14 protein-coding genes, 1 tRNA gene and 4 pseudogenes are annotated in these 18933 nt (G+C 72.1%); 7 read left to right on the top strand and 12 right to left on the bottom strand.

What is annotated here, in order from left to right; all coding sequences use genetic code 11:
* Positions 1-188: 188 nt before the first annotated feature.
* Positions 189-1481 carry an FAD-dependent monooxygenase gene (locus AAHZ94_RS10305; RefSeq protein ID WP_349992385.1) on the bottom strand — a complete coding sequence of 431 codons (1293 nt, stop codon included), beginning with the start codon at positions 1479-1481 and terminating at the stop codon, positions 189-191.
* Between the two features lie 208 nt (positions 1482-1689).
* Here AAHZ94_RS10305 and AAHZ94_RS10300 point away from each other — a divergent pair, with 208 nt between their 5' ends.
* The 3 genes from AAHZ94_RS10300 to AAHZ94_RS10290 all read left to right on the top strand — a co-directional run bounded on the left by AAHZ94_RS10300 (position 1690) and on the right by AAHZ94_RS10290 (position 4413).
* Positions 1690-2868, top strand: a complete 1179-nt coding sequence (locus AAHZ94_RS10300; RefSeq protein ID WP_349992384.1) for a TetR/AcrR family transcriptional regulator C-terminal domain-containing protein — start codon at positions 1690-1692, stop codon at positions 2866-2868.
* A gap of 92 nt (positions 2869-2960) precedes the next feature.
* On the top strand, positions 2961-3473 hold the full coding sequence (locus AAHZ94_RS10295; RefSeq protein ID WP_349992383.1) for a hypothetical protein: 513 nt from the start codon (positions 2961-2963) through the stop codon (positions 3471-3473).
* A 307-nt stretch (positions 3474-3780) separates the two neighbouring features.
* On the top strand, positions 3781-4413 hold the full coding sequence (locus tag AAHZ94_RS10290) for a potassium channel family protein (protein ID WP_349992382.1): 633 nt from the start codon (positions 3781-3783) through the stop codon (positions 4411-4413).
* 204 nt (positions 4414-4617) lie between these two features.
* On the opposite strand, the gene AAHZ94_RS10285 is transcribed toward AAHZ94_RS10290, so the two are convergent.
* From AAHZ94_RS10285 to AAHZ94_RS10275, 3 genes are all read right to left on the bottom strand, one after another.
* Positions 4618-4690, bottom strand: a tRNA-Arg gene (locus AAHZ94_RS10285).
* A gap of 151 nt (positions 4691-4841) precedes the next feature.
* Positions 4842-5177 carry a DUF4190 domain-containing protein gene (locus AAHZ94_RS10280; RefSeq protein ID WP_349992381.1) on the bottom strand — a complete coding sequence of 112 codons (336 nt, stop codon included), beginning with the start codon at positions 5175-5177 and terminating at the stop codon, positions 4842-4844.
* Between the two features lie 26 nt (positions 5178-5203).
* The gene (locus tag AAHZ94_RS10275; RefSeq protein ID WP_349992379.1) at positions 5204-5359 is read right to left on the bottom strand and encodes a hypothetical protein; all 156 of its coding nucleotides are present in this window, start codon (positions 5357-5359) and stop codon (positions 5204-5206) included.
* 224 nt (positions 5360-5583) lie between these two features.
* Here AAHZ94_RS10275 and AAHZ94_RS10270 point away from each other — a divergent pair.
* Positions 5584-6123 (top strand): annotated as a pseudogene (locus tag AAHZ94_RS10270) (TetR family transcriptional regulator); the annotation flags it as partial.
* Between the two features lie 315 nt (positions 6124-6438).
* On the opposite strand, the gene AAHZ94_RS10265 reads toward AAHZ94_RS10270, so the two are convergent.
* Positions 6439-7716, bottom strand: coding sequence for a M6 family metalloprotease domain-containing protein (locus AAHZ94_RS10265; protein WP_502964632.1), 1278 nt, complete (start codon positions 7714-7716; stop codon positions 6439-6441).
* 1844 nt (positions 7717-9560) lie between these two features.
* Between AAHZ94_RS10265 and AAHZ94_RS10260 the strand changes: the two genes are divergently transcribed.
* From AAHZ94_RS10260 to AAHZ94_RS10250, 3 genes are all read left to right on the top strand, one after another.
* A complete protein-coding gene (locus tag AAHZ94_RS10260) occupies positions 9561-9872 on the top strand; it encodes a hypothetical protein (protein WP_349992377.1) in 312 nt (103 codons plus the stop codon).
* Positions 9873-9910: 38 nt separating this feature from the next.
* Positions 9911-10603 carry a TetR/AcrR family transcriptional regulator gene (locus tag AAHZ94_RS10255; protein ID WP_502964631.1) on the top strand — a complete coding sequence of 231 codons (693 nt, stop codon included), beginning with the start codon at positions 9911-9913 and terminating at the stop codon, positions 10601-10603.
* A gap of 148 nt (positions 10604-10751) precedes the next feature.
* A complete protein-coding gene (locus AAHZ94_RS10250; RefSeq protein ID WP_349992373.1) occupies positions 10752-12260 on the top strand; it encodes an MFS transporter in 1509 nt (502 codons plus the stop codon).
* Positions 12261-12606: 346 nt separating this feature from the next.
* Here the strand turns inward: AAHZ94_RS10250 and AAHZ94_RS10245 are convergent, their stop codons facing one another.
* The 7 genes and pseudogenes from AAHZ94_RS10245 to AAHZ94_RS36400 all read right to left on the bottom strand — a co-directional run.
* Positions 12607-13110, bottom strand: a complete 504-nt coding sequence (locus AAHZ94_RS10245; protein WP_349992371.1) for a MarR family winged helix-turn-helix transcriptional regulator — start codon at positions 13108-13110, stop codon at positions 12607-12609.
* Positions 13111-13936: 826 nt separating this feature from the next.
* A pseudogene (locus AAHZ94_RS10240) lies at positions 13937-15025 on the bottom strand (questin oxidase family protein); the annotation flags it as partial.
* A gap of 291 nt (positions 15026-15316) precedes the next feature.
* Positions 15317-15760 (bottom strand): hypothetical protein, encoded by a 444-nt coding sequence (locus AAHZ94_RS10235; RefSeq protein ID WP_349992369.1) that lies wholly within the window; start codon positions 15758-15760, stop codon positions 15317-15319.
* Positions 15761-16285: 525 nt separating this feature from the next.
* Complete coding sequence (locus AAHZ94_RS10230; protein ID WP_349992367.1) at positions 16286-16645, bottom strand: MerR family transcriptional regulator; 360 nt, start codon at positions 16643-16645, stop codon at positions 16286-16288.
* 11 nt (positions 16646-16656) lie between these two features.
* Complete coding sequence (locus tag AAHZ94_RS10225; protein WP_349992366.1) at positions 16657-17595, bottom strand: zinc-binding dehydrogenase; 939 nt, start codon at positions 17593-17595, stop codon at positions 16657-16659.
* Positions 17596-18134: 539 nt separating this feature from the next.
* Positions 18135-18386: pseudogene (locus tag AAHZ94_RS36405) on the bottom strand (asparagine synthase-related protein); the annotation flags it as partial.
* 240 nt (positions 18387-18626) lie between these two features.
* Positions 18627-18933, bottom strand: a pseudogene (locus AAHZ94_RS36400) (asparagine synthase-related protein); the annotation flags it as partial.

The following is an 18933-nucleotide window of genomic DNA, read 5'->3' as shown; positions in this document are numbered from 1 at the left end:
CCCCCCGCAACGGGGGGGGGCGGCGGGGGCGTTGGGGGGCCGGGCGGGGCGGCGGCGGTGCGGTAGGGACGCGGCGGCGGTGCGGTAGCGGCCCGGCGCCCGCGCGGGCGTGGGCTTGGACGCGGGCAGTGGCTCGGCCCAGGCGCGCGCCGGCGCGGGTGGCTCAGGCGGACGCTGCTGTGGGTGGCTCAGGCGCCCACCGGCGCGGCCGGCCCCGCGTGCGCGTGCGCGGGACGAGCCGCCCGCGCGGTGGCAGACCCGGCCACGCACCCACCCGCGCCCCCATCCGCATCCCCGTCCCCTGCCGCAGCCGCGCCCGCATCCGCAGCCGCGCCCGCGCCCGCGTCCTCATCCAGCACCAGGGCGTTCTTCGCGCGCGTGGTGGACTCCTCGGGGGCCATCCCGCCCGCGTTCTCGGTGGCCAGGGCCTGGTTGAGCGCGACGTACGGGCGCATGCGCCGCTCGTAGGCGGCGAACGCGGTGCGGTGGTCGCCGGCCGCCTTGCCGAGTTCGTCAGCCAGTACGTACGCGCCGACCAGGGCCAGGCTGGTGCCCTGCCCGCTGAGGGGCGAGGGGCAGTAGCCGGCGTCGCCGATGAGCGCGATCCGCCCCGTCGACCAGCGGTCCATATGCACCTGGGCCATGGAGTCGAAGTAGAAGTCGGGCGCGGACCACATCGCCCGCAGCAGCCGCGGGGTGTCCCCGCCCAGATGCGACAGCTGCGCGGTGACCAGCGCCTTCTGCTGCTCGACGGCGTGGTGGTCACAGTCGACAGGACCGCCGACGAAGCCGAGCGTGGCTCGCAGTTCGGTGTTCCCGCGCACCGGGTAGACGCAGTAGCTGCCGGTCTCGTCCTGGAGCCAGTGCTGCCAGTCCTCCAGGTGCAGGAAGTTGTCCGTACTGAAGACGGCCAGGTGCGCGCCGGTCGGCCGCAGGAACTCCCGCTCCGGCCCGAAGGCCAACTGCCGCACCTTCGAATGCAGTCCGTCGGCCCCCACCACCAGGTCGAACCTCCGGTCCGCAGCACGCTCGAAGCGCGCGGTCACCCCGTGCGGTCCTTCATCGAGAGCCACCAGCGAATCCTGGAAGAGATATTCCACCTCGCCCTGCGTCCGCTCGTACAGCAGCCGGTTCAGGTCCTCCCGCAACACCTCGATGTCCGCACTGTCGAGCCGCCCACTGCTGAACGCCTTCTCGTGCGAACGCCACAGCTCCTGGCCCGCCGCGTCGAACATCGTCATGCCGCGCATCCGGGTGCGCAATTCCTCCGCCGGGCCGAGCAGATCCATCCGGTCCAGCACGTCGAGCGCGACGCCCCGTACGTCGATCGCGTGCCCACCGGGCCGCAGCCCGGGCGCCCGCTCGACGACCGTCGGCGCATAGCCCCGCCGCCGCAGCCAGTGAGCAGCGGCGAGCCCGGCGGCGCTCGCCCCGGAGATCAACACGGTCGGCGTGGCGTTCATGTCCTCGGTGCCCTTCATGACGGTCCCTCCACAGGGGTCCATACGACGGTTTCGTACGGGGGTTCGCACGACGATCCGTACGGTGTACGCGCTTGAATGTACGGCGTACGCAGCGCACTGCAAAGCCCCTATTTCCTGGGCTGTACTAGCTATCTGTACTAGGTGATGGAGGGCTGTTCGGGGTCCCCGCTGGTAGCCTCTGTGCTAGTACAGAGGGAGGGGGCGCATGAGTGCCGCGAAAATTCCGCCGTACCAGCGGGTGGCCGCCGAGATCCGACGCCGCATCACCGCGGGCGAACTCGCACCGGGCGACCGGGTCCCCTCGACCCGCCAGGTCGCCCGGGAGTGGGACGTAGCCCTGGCCACGGCCGCGAAGGCGCTCACGGCCCTACGCGAGGAGGGGCTGGTACGGGCGGAGCCGCGGGTGGGGACTGTGGTGGTTGAGGGGGGGGGCTCGACCGGAGTGCGCGGGCTGGCGGAGACTCGGGGTTCGGCCGAGGGACAGGGGTCGGCTGCGGTACGAGGGTCGGCTGAGGCATACGGGCCGGTTGGGGTGCGAGGGCGGGCCGAGGCGCGGGGGCCGGCCGGCGCCGGGAGGCCGGCCAAGATGCGAGGTGCGGCCGAGGCGTCGGGCCCCGCCGAGGCGCGCAGGCGCAGCGCAGCGCCCCGTACGCCCCCCACACCCGCCCCGGAGCGCGAACCGACGCGCGAACCGACACACGCACCAGCGCGGGAACTGACGCGGGAACGCATCGTGCGCACCGCCATCGAGGTCGCCGACAGCGAGGGTTTGGCGGCGGTCTCCATGCGCAGCATCGCGGCCCGGCTGAACGCCGCCACCATGTCGCCCTACCGGCACGTGCACAGCAAGGACGAGTTGGTGTTGCTGATGGCCGACGCGGCCTTTAGCGAACTGCGCCTGCCCAAACCCGCCCCCGCCCACTGGCGAACCCGGCTGGAACTCGGGGCCCGCTCCCTGTGGGCCCTGCACCAGGCGCACCCCTGGCTGGCCCAGATCGGCCCGCTCACCCGCCCCCTCCTGCTGCCGCACCTGATGGCCTACTCGGAGTGGATGCTGGCGGCCCTGGACGGCCAGGGCCTGCCCCCCGCGACGATGATCGACCTGAACGTGCTGCTCTACAGCCAGGTGCAGGGCATCGCAGCCGAGCTGGAACGCGAGGCCCAGGCCGCAAGCGCCACCGGCCTCTCCGACGCCCAGTGGCTAGCCCACCAGGAACCAGCCCTGGCCGCCCTCACCGACTCCGGCGACTACCCCACCTTCAACCGCGTCATGGAATCCCTCGGCACCAGCGGCTACGACCTGGACCTGAGCCGCCTCTTCGAACTCGGCCTCGGCTCCGTGCTGGACGGGGTGGCGGTGCTGATCGAGGGGCGGGCCGGATAGGGCGGGCGGCAGACTCCGCCGATGCCCCGGCCCGGCCCGGCCGGCGCCGATTCCGCGTTCGCCCATGACCCCACCCGACTAGGGTCACCAGCGTGAATGCCGCCCTGGCCGCCACGGTCACCGCAGTCGTCGGCGTGCTGGGCACGCTCTTCGCACCGCTGGTCACCCACTGGGTGGCCAGGCGCCAACGCGCCGACGAGGCCCGGACGGAGGACCAGCGGCGGCACCACGAGGAACGGCGGGCCGCGTACACCGCCATGAACCGCGCGTCCCGCAACTTCCACACCCTGCTCAAGGACGCCCTGCACCGACTGCGCGACGGCGTCTACGGCGACGACGAACGGAGCCAGGTCGAAGAAGCCCGCCGCGACTACCGCGACCGCTACGCCGAGGCGCAGATGATCGTCCCCGAGACGGTGCTGGCCGCCTCCCGCGAGCTCAACGCGGTACTCGCCGGGGCCGACGCCGCCGTCAAACGCATCGACCGCGGCCTGGCGCCCCCGGGCGAGGACCCGGACCAGGTACTCCTCGCCCTCAAGGCCGCAGAGCCCAAACTCACGACCATGCGCCGCATCATGCGGGAGGACCTCGGCGTCGTCGACTGACGCGAGGCGACCCCTTGGCACCACCGACCCCGGGCGGCTGTGGTGCCGCCCGGGCGCGGCGTCTCGGACGTACTCGGTACGGCGTTCTCACCGGCCCCGCCCGGTCCCGAGGCCGGTCGGCGCCAGGGGCCGGGTCACCGACCAGGGGCGGCCGGGACACCGGGCATGTGTCGGGCCACCGGTCAGGGGCCGGGTCACCCGTCAGGTCGGGTCACCCGTCAGGGGTGCTCCCGGCCCGCCGCCTGGGCAGCGGGCCGGGATGCGGGAACGATCGGGCCGTGGAGACCGGACGGGACGAAGGGGCGAGATGAGCGGTACGACCTCAGGCGGCAGCGGCCGGGCCCCCGCCGAGCCGGCCCCGCCCGGCGACCGCTCCCGCCCTCGCCGCCGCGTCGTCCGGGTCGCCGTCGCGCGTGCCTGGGGCGTCGCCGTCGGTCTCGTCACCGGCTACTACCTGCTCCCCATGGACGACCGGCTCACCGCGGGCACGGGCGTGCTGCTGGTGTGCGGGCTGCTCGCGCTGCTGCTCGTGTTCTGCTGGGAGGTACGGGCCATCGCGCGTTCCCCTCATCCGCGGCTGCGCGCCATCGAGGGGCTGACCGCCACGCTGCTGCTCTTCCTGGTCCTCTTCGCCGCCTCGTACTACCTGCTGGCCCGCTCCGCGCCCGACTCCTTCAGCGAGCCGCTGACCAGGACGGACGCGCTGTACTTCACCCTGACCACCTTCAGCACGGTCGGCTACGGCGACATCGCGGCGCGCTCGGAGGCCGGACGGGCGCTCACGATGGTGCAGATGGCGGGAGGGCTGCTGCTCGTCGGCGTCGCCGTCCGCGTACTAGCGGGCGCCGTACAGGCGGGGTTGGCCCGACAGCACGACGAGCCGCCACCCCTACCGCCCCCCGGCGCCGGCCCGACGAAGCGACCGGAGGGCGGGGCCTGAGCGCCGGCAGGCACCCGTTGCCCCTACCGCCACGCGGTTGCTGGTTGCTGGCAACGGCACCTCTACGCCCACAGGTTGCCAAGTGGCGGTCACCGACCGCCTGACAGGCGAATGCCGCACGCCCGCCCTACCCCAGATCTGCACCGCAGCACGAAGGCCCTCCCGTCCGGCGGACGAAAGGGCCTCTGACCTGCAATTTCTCTGTGCCCCCGGCAGGATTCGAACCTGCGACACCCGCTTTAGGAGAGCGGTGCTCTATCCCCTGAGCTACGGAGGCGGGGCGTGTCCCTCGGGTGGGTGGCGGTCGTGGTGGGACCGCGCAGGTTCCTGGGAGACTGGGCCGTCGTTGAGGGCGGCCCAGGACAGGGTAGCGGATGGGGGTGTGTCCGGGTGGGGTGGGCTGGTGGGTTGGGTGGGCGGGGGTGGGGTTAGCCGCCGAAGTGCCACGTCACCGTGTTGTTCGTGGTGACGAGGGTGATGAGGACGGCCAGGTCGGCCACGCCCAGGGTGAGGCCGAGGAGGGCGCGGCCCTTGCGTTGGATGTTGCGGAGGAGGGCGAGGGTGGCCAGGGCTATGGCGCAGGGGCCGAAGACGAGATTGAAGAGTAGGAGGCCGATGAGGCCGAGTACGAAGGAGGCCACGGCCATGCCGTCGGCGTCGCGGGGGCCGGCCGGGCGGCGGGTGGCGGTGGTTCCGGCGGCGGGAGGGGCGGTAGGGGGCTTCGGGGTCGCGGTGGGTTGATGTGGGGTGGTGAGGGCGCTCATGGGGGCTCCTTTCGCTGTGGGGGCGGTCAGTGCCTGGTGCGCGCCCGGCGCTCGCGGAGGGTGAAGACGAGGAGCCAACTGGCAATGGCCGTGGCCGCGATGAGGAAGACCGGCAGCGACGTATGGGCCGCGGCTCCGATCAGGAGGCTCATCAGGAGGAAGACAGCGACGAGGAAGAGCATGGCGGTCCCTTCTCGGTGAGGAGCGATCGGACGGGGTGGGGCGTGGCGCGTGGGGCGTGACGGTCTGGTGTGTGGTGATACGGGGTGCAGTAGGGGGCGGGCTGCGTGCGGGGTGGTGGCGTACAGCGGGTGCGCTGAGTTTCGGTGAACAGTTGGGGTGACGACTGTTCACTCAGTTCAGTCTACGGTGGCCAAAGTGGGAGAACGGTTGTTTACTGAATGACATGAGTCACACGGTCGGGGTCAGGCAGGCCCAGAAGCAGAAGACCCGGCAGGCGCTCCTAGACGCGGGGCTGCGGCTGCTCGCGGAGCAGAGTCTGAGCAGCCTCGGCCTGCGCGAGGTGACCCGTGTGGTGGGAGTGGCGCCCGCCGCGTTCTACCGGCACTTCCGGGACATGGCCGATCTGGGGGTGGCGCTCGTCGAGGAGGCGCTGGGCAGTCTGCACGGGATGATCCGGGACGTACTCGCCGAACAGGACGGTGACGAGGAACGGATCGAGGGCACCGTCGACGCGGTGGCGCGCCACGTCCGTACGCATCCGGCGCACGTCCGGTTCATCGCCCGCGAACGGCACGGCGGCGTACGCCCCGTCCGGGAGGCCATCGCCGCACAGTTGGGGCGCTTCGTGGACGAGGTCGCCGCGGCGTTCGCCGTGCCGCTGGAGGCGGAGGGGTGGAGCGCCGATGACGTGCGGATGTTGGCGGAGTTGTACGTGGACCACATGGTGATGACCGCCGCCGCGTTCTTGGAAGCGGCCCCGGACCGTACCGCTCCGGACGGTGCAGCGGTGGCGCGTACGCCTCCGGACCGTACGGTCGTGGGGTCGGAGGGGACTGCCGACGGTGCCGGGGTGGCCGGCGGCGGGGCGGCCGACGGTCCCGCGCGGGACGTGGCGGCAGCGGAAGCGGTGCACGCGGCGGAAGCGGTGCGTGCGGCGGAGGCCGCGGAGGCGCGGATCGCCGCGACGGCCCGTAGCCAACTGCGCTTGATCAGCCTCGGTCGACAGCACTGGCGGGTCCCTTAGCCCGGCTCTGGGGCCTGTGGGGTGCGGATTTCCGTAGGGGGCGCGTCGGTGGGGTCAGGCTGAGCTGCCACGGCGGGTGATCTTGATGGTGTAGTCGCCGTTTCGGGTGTGACCGGTGATGGCGATGCTCACGCGTACGCCGTGTCGGTTGTCGTGAAACGTCTGGCCGGGGGTGAACGTCGCGTCGCTGAGGTCCGCGTGGACATTGGGCAGTTGGGAGCAGCTCCGCGGTTCGCTGATGGGCGCGTTCCACGGGCGGAGGCCGCTGCGGTACGGGGTGAGGTGGCTCAGGTGGTTGGCCGGAGTGTTGCCGGTCGTGGTTCGGGTGGTGGGGGCGTTTGGGGGCGTAGGGGTGTGCGGGGTGGGGGCGCCGGGGCGGGGGAGAGGTGTTGTGCGCCGGGCGTCCATGACCGTCACGGGGCCCTGCCCCGACTCCTTGTGGACGTCCACCCAGTAGATGAGGACGCCGGGTTGGCAGACGGCTGCGGCGTTGCCCTCCCGGGTGCGGGCCTCCATGGCGTACCCGCCACGGGGTGACACCGGGAGGAAGACCACCTTGGTGCCGCCGGCGCGGGCGAGGGGGCTGAGGGTGTGTCGGGAAGTTCCCGGGCTGGCGGTTGCGCCGGGGCTCTTGGTGGCGCAGGCGACCTGGCGCGCCTTCAACCAGCCCAGTTTCCACTTGTGCCAGCCGATGACATCGTTGTTGGCACCCCAGTCCTCGGACATCAGATCCCAGTGGCCGGCGTGTTGCGCACCGGATGCGGTGTAGAGGTCGGGGAGGCCGAAGGAGTGGTTGTTCTCGTGCGGGAGCACCCGGTATCCGGTCTCGTGCAGGGTGCCCGTGCCGTCGTCCTGACGGCTGTAGACGAACGAGACATTGGCCAGCCGTACGCCGTCGGCGCGCGGGGCGCTGTCGTTGCCCGCGAAGGTCACCGACAGCACGGTCTGCGCGGCCGGCGGCCCGGCGTTCGGCGTGACCAGCACGTTGACCAGGTCGTACCGGCTGAAGTCCACCCGCTCGTCGGCCGCGGCCACCAGGTCGTCCAACAGCCGCCGGTAGCCGGGCTCGTACGGGCTGCCGCGCTCGATCCCGTACGAGGCGAAGGGGTGCGGCATGCGCAACCAGTGGCGGATCGGCGTGTCCGGGCGGTAGTCGAGGCGCCCGTACGAACTCCGCGCGAACCACTGCGAGGTTTGTGGGAAGAACTCCGCGAAACGTCGCTGTGCGGTTCCCTCGCCCGGGGTGCCCGGGAAGTCGATCATGAGGGTGAGTGCGCGCACCGTGCCCGTGCTGCGGCTGTAGCTGCCCTCGGTCGGTATGCCCTCGGCCAGTTGGGCGCCGCCGTGGGTGGGGAGGGCGCAGGGGAGGTCGGCTGCGTCATCGGCGGCCTCGGATGCGCCGGTGGCCTTGGTGTTTTCGGCGTCTGCGGCGTCGGTGGCGTCTTGCGGGCGGTGCGGTGCGGGGGGTCGTGCGGTGCGGCCGTTCTGAGTGGGGTCGGAGTCGGGGCGGGCCGCCGTGCCGTCGGCCTCGTCGGCGGCCCTGCCTGCCGCCTCGTCGCGCCGGGTGGCCGCCCCGTCGTCGGCTTGGGCCTGGTGCGACTGCGACTGGTCGTCCGCGGGGTTCGGTTCGGTGGTTTCCCACTCGGTGGGGAGCGGGGGACGGCCTGGGGGAGTCGCGGTCGTGACCTCCGGGGCGGTGGGGGCCGCCGGCATCAGCGCGGCGACCGCCGCGGCGGCCAGCAGTGCGACACGGGGCGTACGACCTGCGCGTATTCGCTCGTGGCCGGCCATGGCGCGGCCATGACGACCCGTTGCCAGGGCGAGCGGCGCCGAGGCAGGTGGGCGGGGGGTTGCTGGGGGCCTAGGGGGTGACGAGGCGTACGTGGGAGGGGATGGGGATATTCGTGGGGCGGTGGAATTAGGGGGTATAGGGGGGTGGTTTTCGGGGGCGTGCGAGAGGGAGCCTGAGGGCGTTGAACGGCTGGTACGGGTCGGCGCCGGGTGTGCCGGGCTGCGGTTGTCGCGGCCGTATCCAGCCTCCGGGCTTGCCTCGGACGTAAGCCCCGGCTCGTGGATGGGTGGGCTCCCTGCCTCGGGCGCGACCCCTGGCCCTGCCCCGTGTGCGGCCTCCGACCCTGAAGCGGCCTCTGCCGCGGGTACGGCTTCCAGCGCGGGTGCGGACCCTGCCCCGGATGTGGCTCCTGCTCCGGATGTGGCCTCTGCCTCAGGCGGCACCTCTGCCCCGGATATCTCTCCCGGCTCGTCGGGGTGCGTCGCGCGTTCGTCGTCTGCGTCGCGTGGGGGCCCGTCGGGTTCGCGGGCGGCGTTGTCGCCGGGGTCGCGGTGTCGCATGCCGGTCCCGCCTTCGTGGCCGAGGCAGCCGGGGCGGGTGCTGATGGCTGCGCTGTGCGACCCACCCTCCCGAGCTCGCGGGCGCTACGCGCGCCGAGTGCGCCCGTCCGCGCGTAATCCGTGCGCCGGTTGGGTGCCGTGGTGCACGGGGTGCCGGTGCGGCGGGAAGTGAGGGGAACGGGGCGGAGTGGCGGGTGATGGCGGCGTACGGGGGTGCGATGTGCGGGGTGGTGGGTGAGGCGTGGCCGGGGTGGGGCTCCTGATGCGCTGTGTGGCGGGTGCGGGCGGTGCGTAGTCGGCGGAGCTTGCGGGGGCTCGCCGGGGCTTGCTCGGGGCCGGACCGCCACTGCGGGGTGGGCGGGGCTGTTGGGGCGGTCGGTGCGTGGGGCGGAACCGTCCAGCGGGCCCTTGGCGGAATGGCGGAGGCCCGGGCGCTGTGCCGCGCGGCCGGAACGTACTCGACCGGTTACGGAAGCGGCCGGGGCGGGCGGAACCGCTTTGCAGGGGCACAGTCGGCGGGGTGCGGATGGCCCTCCGGGCCCGTACCGATGCGTGGCGCGGGCGGCCGGGTAGGCCCGTACCTCATCAGTACGACACCTCTGACCTGTGGAAATGGAGAGCTGGGGCGTGGGTGGGGGATGCCCGGGGGGGCGCTTCCCGCGGCCGTCGGCCCTGCCTTTCGGGAGTGTGGCCCAGTTCACATCGGTTCGCGAAATATCCGGGGAGGGGCTCCCCGTTTAACCGGGTGACTTCAGAAACGGGGACTAGGTCCCCGGAACGAGGACCCGAGACCTAGGTCAAGGGAATCGCTCCGGGGTGGGGAAGTGGAGCGAGACGGGGCGGGGGGGGGGGGGGGGGGGGGGGGGGGGGGGGGGGGGGGCGCGCGGGCGCCCGGCGCCCCCCCCCCCCCTATCTCATTGTCCTTCGCGGGGGGGGGCGGCGCTGCGCCGGCCCGGGGGGGGGGGGCGGCGGGGGGGCCGGGGGGGCGCCCCGAGACCGCATCGTGCAACCGATCGCCCGGAAACCGCGGAAGTCATCGGCAGTCGCAGACGCCACGGTCAGATCCGTCACGAAGGCGGGACTGTGCGCCGGCGACGGAGGAACAGCACGTCAACGCTGCCGAACACGGCAGGTGAGCGAACCGGGGCCACGGTCCCGACAGGTGAGAAGGAGAGTGGATGTGACCGCCACCAGCCCGGCGAAGGTCTCGCAGCCCCGGCTGCGCGCGGACGCGCTGCGCAACCGGGAGCGGATCGTCGCGGCGGCGCGCGAGATGTTCGTCGAGCACGGGGCCGAGGTCCCGCTCGATGAAATCGCTCGACGGGCTGGGGTAGGAAATGCCACGCTCTATCGGCACTTCGCAGATCGCAGTGAGCTGGTACACCACGTCGCCCTCTCCGTCATGGACCGCATAGCGGATCGGGCGGACGAGGCGAGAGCACAGGAGTCGGATGCCTTCCAGGCCCTTCGGCGCTTCGTGCACCAGGCGGCTGACGAGCGCATCGGTGCGCTGTGCCCGCTCATTTCGCACAGTCCGGACAGGGGACACCCTGACCTGATGGCCGCACGTGATCGCCTCAACGCAAGCATCGAGGCGGTCATGAGCGACGCGCGGGCGAGCGGCCAACTGCGTACCGACATAGCCGTCGGTGACCTGATGGTCGCGGTCACCCAGCTCACTCGACCGCTGCCCGGCCTGGGGTCCTCGCCCCGGGCGCACGATTCCGGGTGCGGAAGCGTCTGCATGGACTTCGACCGCTTCGTTCACCGGCATCTCCAACTGTTCCTGGACGGGCTGGCCACACCGGCCCGTTCGGAACTCCCCGGAACGGCCGCAACCTTGGAGGACCTGCGCCCCACGACCTGAGCCCCGGATCGCGCCGCCGATCCGCACTCGCGCCGCTGACCGTCATCGTCGGCGCCCCCTGTCACCCTCGGGCCCCTGCATGCCTCCCGCGTCACCGGCCCGCCGAGTCCTGCACCTTTCACTCCCGTCTCGCTAGGTAGGCCCCCTCATGCCAGAAATGGCCAAGCAAGCTGACCCCAGGCGCTGGAAAGCGCTGGTCTTCATCGCCCTCGCGCAACTCATGGTCGTGCTCGACGCGACCATCGTGAACATCGCACTCCCCTCGGCGCAGGAGTCGCTCCACATATCCGAGGGCAACAAGCAGTGGGTCATCACTGCCTACGCCCTCGCCTTCGGTGGACTCCTGCTCTTCGGCGGTCGCCTCGCTGACCTGTGGGGACGCCGTCAGACGTTCATCATCGGCCTGCTCGGCTTCGCCGCCGCCTCCGCGATCGGCGGCGCCGCGGTCAACACCGGCATGCTGCTCGGCGCCCGCGCCCTCCAGGGCGTCTTCGGCGCGCTGCTCGCGCCCGCCGCGCTGTCGCTGCTCGCGGTCACCTTCACCGACCCGAAGGAGCGCGCCAAGGCGTTCGGCGTCTTCGGTGCGATCGCCGGTGGTGGTGGCGCCGTCGGTCTGATCCTGGGTGGTGTGCTCACCGAGTACATGGACTGGCGTTGGACGTTCTACGTGAACATCCCGTTCGCCGTCGTCGCCGTCGCCGGCGCGATCACGGTGATCAGTGAGCCCAGCGACAGCCGTAACCCCTCCAAGCTCGACATACCCGGCGTCATCCTCGCCACCACGGGTCTGGTCTCGCTGGTGTACGGCTTCACCCGGGCCGAGGAGGACGGCTGGACCGCGGGCGCCACCATCGGCCTCTTCATCGCCGCCGTGGTGCTGCTCGCCGCCTTCGTGGTCGTCGAGAGCAAGGTCAAGAACCCGCTGCTGCCGCTGCGCGTCCTCACCGACCGCAACCGCGCCGGCGTGTACATGTCGCTGGGCCTCGCGGTCATCGGTATGTTCGGCCTGTTCCTCTTCCTGACCTACTACCTCCAGATCGTCAAGGACTTCAGCCCGGTCACCACCGGCCTCGCGTTCCTGCCGATGATCGCCACGATGATCACCGGTTCGACGCAGATCGGTGCCCGTCTGATGACCCGGGTCCCGCCGCGGCTGCTCATGGGCCCCGGCTTCCTGACCGCCGCGATCGGCATGCTGCTGCTGACCCAGCTCGACACCGAGAGCTCGTACGCCGGGCTGATCCTGCCGGCGCTGCTGCTGCTCGGCCTGGGCATGGGTACCGCGTTCATGCCGGCGATGAGCCTGGCCACGCACGGTGTGCAGCCGCGTGACGCGGGTGTCGCCTCCGCGATGGTCAACACCTCGCAGCAGGTCGGCGGCGCCATCGGCACCGCGCTGCTCAACACGATCGCGGCCAGCGCCACCACGGAGTACTTCAAGGACCACGTGAAGGGCGAGGGCCCGTCCGCGGGCCTGAAGATGACGGCCCTGGTCGAGGGGTACACGACCGCGATCACCTGGGCCGTGGTCATCCTCGTGGTGGCCTCGGCGATCGCCTTCACGCTGATCAACACCGGCCCGCAGAGCGGCCCGGCCGCCGCGTCCTCAGGGGACGGCTCGGAAGACGACGTTCCGGTGCCGGTGATGGCGCACTGACCTCAGGCGAGTCCCCGCGGCGCCACGCGCGCCGCGGGGAGTATCGGGAGGACTGGCGGGCTGCCGCGCTCGGTAGGTAGCGGCAGCTAGCGACGGGCCCCCGCCGTTGGACGCGCTGGCGACAGCGTCCGACGGCGGGGGCTCTGTGCGTGGCGGCGGGCGCCGCCTGCCGTGTTCAGGGGTGCAGGGGTACGCGGAGGGGTGCTGGCCAAGGCCCGTATCGCAGGCACGGGGCTGGCGCTGCCGGCGGAAGCCCGTACGGCCAGCGGGGTCGGCGCCGCCCGCGGACGGCAGCGCCGCTGGGCGGGGTGGAACCGTCGGGAAGGAGCGGTGCCGTCGGGAAGGGTCAGCGCTGCCAGGGGAGGTCGGCGTCGCCGCGCTCCGGCTGGAGGCCGTTGGCGATGACGCGGCAGATCTCGCCGAGTTGGCGCACCTGCTCGTCCGAGAGCCGGTTGAAGATCGCGTTGCGGACCGCGTCGACGTGACCGGGGGCGGATTGGCTCAGCACCTTGTACCCCTCATCGGTGAGTACCGCGTTCTGGCCGCGCTTGTCCGATGCGCAGTCCTCGCGCTGCACCCAGCCGTGCTTCTCCAGCCGGGACACGGCGTGCGAGAGGCGGGACCGGGTGATCTTCGCGCTCCGCGCCAATTCGGTCATGCGCATCTGCCGGCGCGGCGCGCGCTCCAGGAGCACCAGGAGTACGTAGTAGGTGTGCGGCATACCGGCGTCGCGCTGCAACTGGCGGTCGAGATGGTCCTCAAGAAGCGTGGAGGCGTGCATGTACGCCTGCCAGGTCTGCTGCTCCTCATCGGTGAGCCAGCGCGGCTCGGACTGGGGTCCACTCGTCATGACATCCACTGTTTCACTCGGAAAGCTCTTCTTGAAGTTTAAACAAGTGCGAGATGCAGCCATTCCCCTGGCGTGACGAACCCCCATTTCCCTTACGGGGAGTCACGCCGGTCTTCCCCCGCGGGTGCGCGCGCAGGGGGCGGCCCGACGCCCACGACGTGCGGTGGTGCGCCGGGTCGGCTCAGTTGCATGGTCCACCAATCCACTGGCCGCGCAGGGCTTTTTGATCATCTCTGCACGTACGGGCAGGGCTCCCTTGGTGCTCAACCTGTCCGAGATCAGTCGTTTACTTAACGTGGCATGGCGTCAAACGACCGATGGCTATCGCTTGGCGACCACTTGAGGCGTGGCGCTCGGTTGCGCAGTGGGCCGAAAAGCGCCGCGATCGGTGCGGCATGTGCTCGTCAAAGCTGTCCGAAAGGCGTCGTGCGGGCCGGGGTGCCCGACACGGCGGTGCGCGGTGGCCGTATCGGGCCCGGGTTGTGGTGTCGGTGGTGCTTGGTCTTGGTGCTTGGCCTTGGTGTGGCGGTCTGTGGCTGTGCCGGGCTCGGGGGCGGCGACTTGCCTACAGCGGCGACTCGATCAAAGACTGGGCTCGCAGGGCCGCGACCAGGGCCTGACCGTTATCCGGCTCCGGGTGCGGATCTGCGCCCATACGGGTATCCGCACCCCTAGCCGTACGCGCACCCCTACCCGTACGCGTACGGGTACTCGTATCCGCGGCTGCGCCCGCACCCGCATCCGCACCGCGCGCCGTACGTGCGGTCGCGCCCGTGGCATCGTCCAAGACGTCATCCGGGGCGTCATCCAAGACGTCATCCGCGGCGCCATCCGGAGTGACGTCGGAGAGGACGTCCAGCACGGTGTCCGCGAACTTGATCACATGCTCGTCGCCGTGTGCCGCCGCGTGCGCGAAGACCTCCTCCGGTGTCATCGAAGCGGCCTCCGTCGTCTCGCGCCCCGCCGGTGCGGGGGCCGCGGGCTGGTAGATGGACATGATCGCGGCCACCGACGGCCACACCGCGCGGAGCGAGGGTGCCCACAGTTCCTTGGGCAGGGCGGGCAGCGTACGGAGTACGGCATTGGGCGCGGTGGCCGCGTGCACCAGCATGATCGGGTCACCGTGACCGTACGCCGCATAGCGTCGGGCACTGCTGCTGACCAGCCGGCTGAGCTGCGCGTACGCCAGGTCGGGAGCGTCCGGTGCGTACAGTGCGGCGGTCGCTTCCGGCCAGTGGGGAAGGCCGGGGAGCCGGGCGATCCGGTCGAGGATGCCGCCCTGCGGATCGGCCAGTCGCGGGAGCGCGGCGAGCGCGTGCTCGGGGTCGGCCGTGCCGGTGGGGACGACCGGGACGGGGAGGGGCTGGTACCGAGCAGCCCAGTAGCCGAGGGCCTCGGCGAGTTCGGCCAGCCGCGGGCCGCCGGCGGTGGTCGGGGTGACCTGGGTGGCCGGGGCCGGGTTCGTCGCGCCGGGGCCGGCAGTGGGGCGGAGGGTGCGGGCCGCGGCCCGTTCGTCGTCGAGCAGGGTGCGTACGGCGTGGCCGACCCGGATCAGCGGGTGGGTCGCGGAGGCGAGAAGGCCGGGCAGCAGCCGGGGCCACCACTCGGCCAGCACCTCCCGCCACGGCCGCTCGGCGAGCTGGCGGCCGAAGAAGTCGGCCCAGTCGGTGAGGTGCCGCGGGTCGCCGAGCGCCTGGTGCCTGGGGGCTTCGGTGATCGTGGAGACCGGTCGCGGCCGGTCTTCCAGCTTGCTCCGGTAGTAGTCGAGCCAGCCGTGTACGGTGGCCGCCTGACCGTGCTTGACCAGGGCTTCGACCGCCATCGGTGCATGGTTGGACAGCCAGCCACCCCGCTCGGGGCCGGTGTTGTGGAGGCGCTCAAGGGCTTCGTCGAGGGTGCCACTCGTGTCGTCCATGGGTCGACGCTAGGTAGCCGCGGGCCCGCTCGGAACGGTCGTGAGGACCGACTGCTGCCGGTCCATGGGACTGGTCCGCGAGACCGACGCCCGAGGTCCTCGGCCTCGCCCAGCCGGGCTTTCCGGGCCTCCTGCGCCGTCGGGTTGTCCAGGTCGGTCGGGCCGTCTGGGCTATCCGAACTGTCCGAGCTGTCCGGATCTGCCGGGCCTCGACCCTCGGCCTCCGAGCTTCCGGGTCTTCCGGGTCTTCCGGATCGGCAGGTTCCGCCGGCCCGTACCGGCTGCGCCGCGTCAACGTGACCGCAACCGCGTACGGAACACGTACAGCGCGCAGACGCCCATGATCACGCCGAGGAGCAGGCCCATCATGGCCGACTTGAAGACCGTGGCGCCGCTGAGCGCGTACAGGAAGCCGAAGGCGCAACCGAAGGCCACCCCGTACGCGAGCGCCTTCGCCTCGGTGATCATCGAACTCTGCGCGCGGCCGATCAGGAAGCAGACGCCGATGCAGACGGCCATCCCGATCAGCCCGACGATCGCGGACTTGCCGGCGGACGAGCCGCCGTCGTGTTCCAGGAAGCCTACGTACGCGCCGAAGATCAGTCCCAGGACGAGCGGTACCGACCAGGCGTAGGTGTGGTGCTCGACGTACCGCGCGGTCGCGCCCGGCTTGCGCGGGCGCGCGTGCCGGGGGCCGTGCGAACGGGGCTGCGGATGCGTGTGGGTCTGCGTCATGACGGGTCCCTCTTCCCTCGCCACCCCCGATCGAGAGCCGGGGCGCACCTTCCACGGCACACCCGCCCGCGGTACGCGGCAACTCGATCAGCGGACGCGTCACTCTGATGCTTGGCGGTGGCTGAGGCGCTGACCTGGGGGTATGCGTGCATATGCACGTGGACGGCTCTGGCAAGAATTCCGTAGGCGGAGATCACTTCGTTGACGCGGGAGTTGTCGGGGTGGTGATTCCCTGGGCGACGGCATGCTGTCTTCGCGCAGAGCTCCGGAGAGGCCCACGCGTGGGGCCAGCCCGCTGTTCGCGAGGTCGTTCAGCCAGCCGGGTCGGCGGTCGACGGCAACGCGAGTGGACGGAGATCTGACCATGAGCAGTACAGGAAGAACCGGCGCGGACGGCCAGATCGAAGGTGCTGGGCACGAGCCCTGGTTGGAGCGGCCCAACACCGTGCGTGCGCACCTTCGACGCTTCGGGTAGGGCGCGGTGGGCTCACAGGCTCCTGTGATCACTCCTCGCCCACCGTCAGATCAGTCTTTGAGTCGCTCTGCTAGCCGGTCGCGGATGTGCGTAGCGGCAGCAATGCGCTCGTCGAGGGCAGCCAGCCGGGCGCGCGCCTTCTCCAGTGCGAGGTGGCAGACCGGGCTGCCGGGCTGGGTGAAGTCGGTGGGGATCTCACGGTCCAGGACATCGACGAAGGTCTGTACGTCGGCGAGGGTGAAGCCGAGGCTGAGCAGCTCCCGGATGTGGCGCACGCGCTGCACGGCGCTCTCGTCGTAGTCGCGGTACCCCGCCGGGGACCGCCGCGGCGCCAGCAGCCCGTGCTGCTGGTACCAACGCAGTGCCCGAGGCGTAGTACCTGCGGCGCGGGCGGCTTCTGCGATCTGCATGCCTGCCATGGTCACACGCGGACGACGAGACCGCCGGCATAGCGGCCGGCCAGGAGGTCGATGAGGGCTTGCGGCGCGCGGTCCAGGCCGTCGACGACCGTGAACGGCTCGCGCAGCCCCAGCCGGTGCCATTCCTCGTGCAAGTGGGGGTGGTCGGACGCGGTGAACCCACGGAGGGTGATGCGCTTGCCGATCAGCGTCATCAGATCGAGTTCCACGGTGGGCGGGTCGCCGCCGAGCTGGTGGGCGAGGGCTCCGCAGAGCGCGATCCTTGCCCCGGGCCGTGCGAGCTGGACGGCCTCGCGCAGCTGTTGGCCGCCGACGGTGTCGAGCACTGCGTCGACGCCGGCCGGCGCCACGTCGGCCATGCTGCCCGTGTGCCGGTCGTACACGGCGTCGTAGCCGAGGTCGGCGGCACGGCCGGGGGAGCCGGTGCTGCCCACCACGCGGGCTGCGCCCAGCAGGCGGGCGATCGGAGCGGCAATGCTGCCGACCGCGCCTGTCGCCCCGGTCACCAGGACCGTGTCGCCGGGCTGTACGTGGGCCGCGGCCCGCAGGCCCACGTAGGTGGTCAAGCCCTGTCCCAGGTGGCGCATTGCCTCCTCGGCGGAGGGGACCGGCTCGATCTTCTCGTAGGTGTCGACGACAGCGTATTCACGCCAGCCGCGGCTGTGCCGCACCCAGTTGCCGGGAGCCAGCTCGGGATCGGTGGAGGCCACCACTTCTCCCACCGCAGGTCCGTGCATGACCTCGCCCACCTGGTAGGCGGGCATGGGCGCCGCGGTACCGCTGATGAGGGTGCGCATGGCGGCGGTCAGGGACATCCATCGGTTGCGTACGACCACTGGTCCGCTGATCAGGGACCGGGTCTGGTGAAAGAGGCCGTGCGTGAGCGGCTGGCCGAGGGGGACGTGGGTGTCGAGGCGAACCTCGCGCGAGTCGAAAGCCATGCGCCGATCGTCGGCCTTGACGTAGGCGTCAAGGTCAAGCCCAGCTCCTGGGACGCCCCGCATCGCCGGATGCGATATCCCGTGGCGAAATCTGGGCGGGCCCGTCACGGGCGTGTGGCCGCGGTGGGAACCGTCCCTTCTCCCGATACCGAGAGGCGGGAGCTTTCTTCGGCGCCGCCTGTCGGCGTACTCGTGTACGTACTCGTGTACGTGTACGCGTATGTGGGCTGCGGTGGGTGGAGGGGGCGGCTTACGGGGGTGGGGCGGCCGGGGCTGAGGTGAGGTGGCTGGGATGAGGCGGGGTGGGGCGGGGTGGGGTTTCGGAGGGGTGGGGCGGGTCACCTGTGGTGGTGGGGTGCTGGTGATGCCCGCAGTGGTGGCAGTGGTGGCAGTGGTGGCTGGGTTATGACTCGTGGCGGCCGGGGCCGGAGGGGCGGGGTGGGCCGGCGGGGCGTGGTCCGGCTGGGCCGCGGGGCGCTGGCTCGGGCCCGGAGCCGCCGTCGGGGGGGGGGGGCGGGGGGGGGGGGGCGGGGGGGGGCGGCGCCGACGCCGGCGGCCGGTGCGCCCCGGGCTGCGCGGCGCTCGGCCGGGCCCATGCCGGGGACCGGCCCCGGGTCGAGTCCGGGCCCGTCGTGTTCGGGTGCGTGCCGGGGCGCGGCGAGTCGGACCCGTACGGCTTCCACGAGTGCGTCCCGTACGCCTTCCACGGCGAGGTCGGGGTCGAGTTGGGGGGCGGCGACGGCGAGGGACGCGGTGGGTTCGTAGCCGACGATGTCGCGGGAGCCGCCGCGCGAGCCGGGTCTGGGCGTGTGGTGCGGGCCGCGCGGGCCCGGGGTGGTGCGGTGACTGTCGTAGCCGGCGTCGCGGTAGGGGCCGTCGCCGTACGCGGCGCCGTACGCGCCGTCGGCGGGCCGGCCCGGGGTGCCGTAGGGCCCGCCGTCGTACGTGCCGTACGGGTGCCAGGTGTCGCCGGGGCTGTCCCTGCCGTGTGCCCTGCCGTCCCGGTCGGCGGTCTCGGAGCCGTAGCCGCGCAGCACCAGGGCGTGGCCCGGTGGGACCCGGCTGACGCCGACGTAGGGGGTGCCGTCGCCGATGGCTTCGGGGGAGTCGGGGCAGGCCAGTAGGGCTGCGAGGTGGCCGATGTCGAGCTGGGCCTCGATGAGGTCGGCGAGCGGGAGGGCGGCGGTGGCGTAGGCGGTGCCGCCCTCCCAGGGGGTGTGGAACACGGGGCGGGCGCCCGCGCGGGGGCCCGGGCCGGTGGCCCGGCCGCCGCCCCGGGGGGCCGCCGGGGGGGTTCCGGGGCCGGCCGGGGGGGGGGGCCGCGCGCCCCCCCCCGCG

The sequence above is a fragment of the Streptomyces sp. HSW2009 genome (genome assembly GCF_040240285.1).
Taxonomy (GTDB): domain Bacteria; phylum Actinomycetota; class Actinomycetes; order Streptomycetales; family Streptomycetaceae; genus Streptomyces.
This window is presented reverse-complemented; position numbering and strand designations above follow the sequence as displayed.

Excerpts from the sequence above, each read along its gene's own strand:
- AAHZ94_RS10305 (WP_349992385.1), bottom strand. The coding sequence starts at position 1,481 with ATGAAGGGCACCGAGGACATGAACGCCACGCCGACCGTGTTGATCTCC.
- AAHZ94_RS10300 (WP_349992384.1), top strand. The coding sequence starts at position 1,690 with ATGAGTGCCGCGAAAATTCCGCCGTACCAGCGGGTGGCCGCCGAGATC.
- AAHZ94_RS10290 (WP_349992382.1), top strand. The coding sequence starts at position 3,781 with ATGAGCGGTACGACCTCAGGCGGCAGCGGCCGGGCCCCCGCCGAGCCG.
- AAHZ94_RS10280 (WP_349992381.1), bottom strand. The coding sequence starts at position 5,177 with ATGAGCGCCCTCACCACCCCACATCAACCCACCGCGACCCCGAAGCCC.
- AAHZ94_RS10275 (WP_349992379.1), bottom strand. The coding sequence starts at position 5,359 with ATGCTCTTCCTCGTCGCTGTCTTCCTCCTGATGAGCCTCCTGATCGGA.
- AAHZ94_RS10250 (WP_349992373.1), top strand. The coding sequence starts at position 10,752 with ATGCCAGAAATGGCCAAGCAAGCTGACCCCAGGCGCTGGAAAGCGCTG.
- AAHZ94_RS10245 (WP_349992371.1), bottom strand. The coding sequence starts at position 13,110 with ATGACGAGTGGACCCCAGTCCGAGCCGCGCTGGCTCACCGATGAGGAG.
- AAHZ94_RS10235 (WP_349992369.1), bottom strand. The coding sequence starts at position 15,760 with ATGACGCAGACCCACACGCATCCGCAGCCCCGTTCGCACGGCCCCCGG.
- AAHZ94_RS10230 (WP_349992367.1), bottom strand. The coding sequence starts at position 16,645 with ATGCAGATCGCAGAAGCCGCCCGCGCCGCAGGTACTACGCCTCGGGCA.
- AAHZ94_RS10225 (WP_349992366.1), bottom strand. The coding sequence starts at position 17,595 with ATGGCTTTCGACTCGCGCGAGGTTCGCCTCGACACCCACGTCCCCCTC.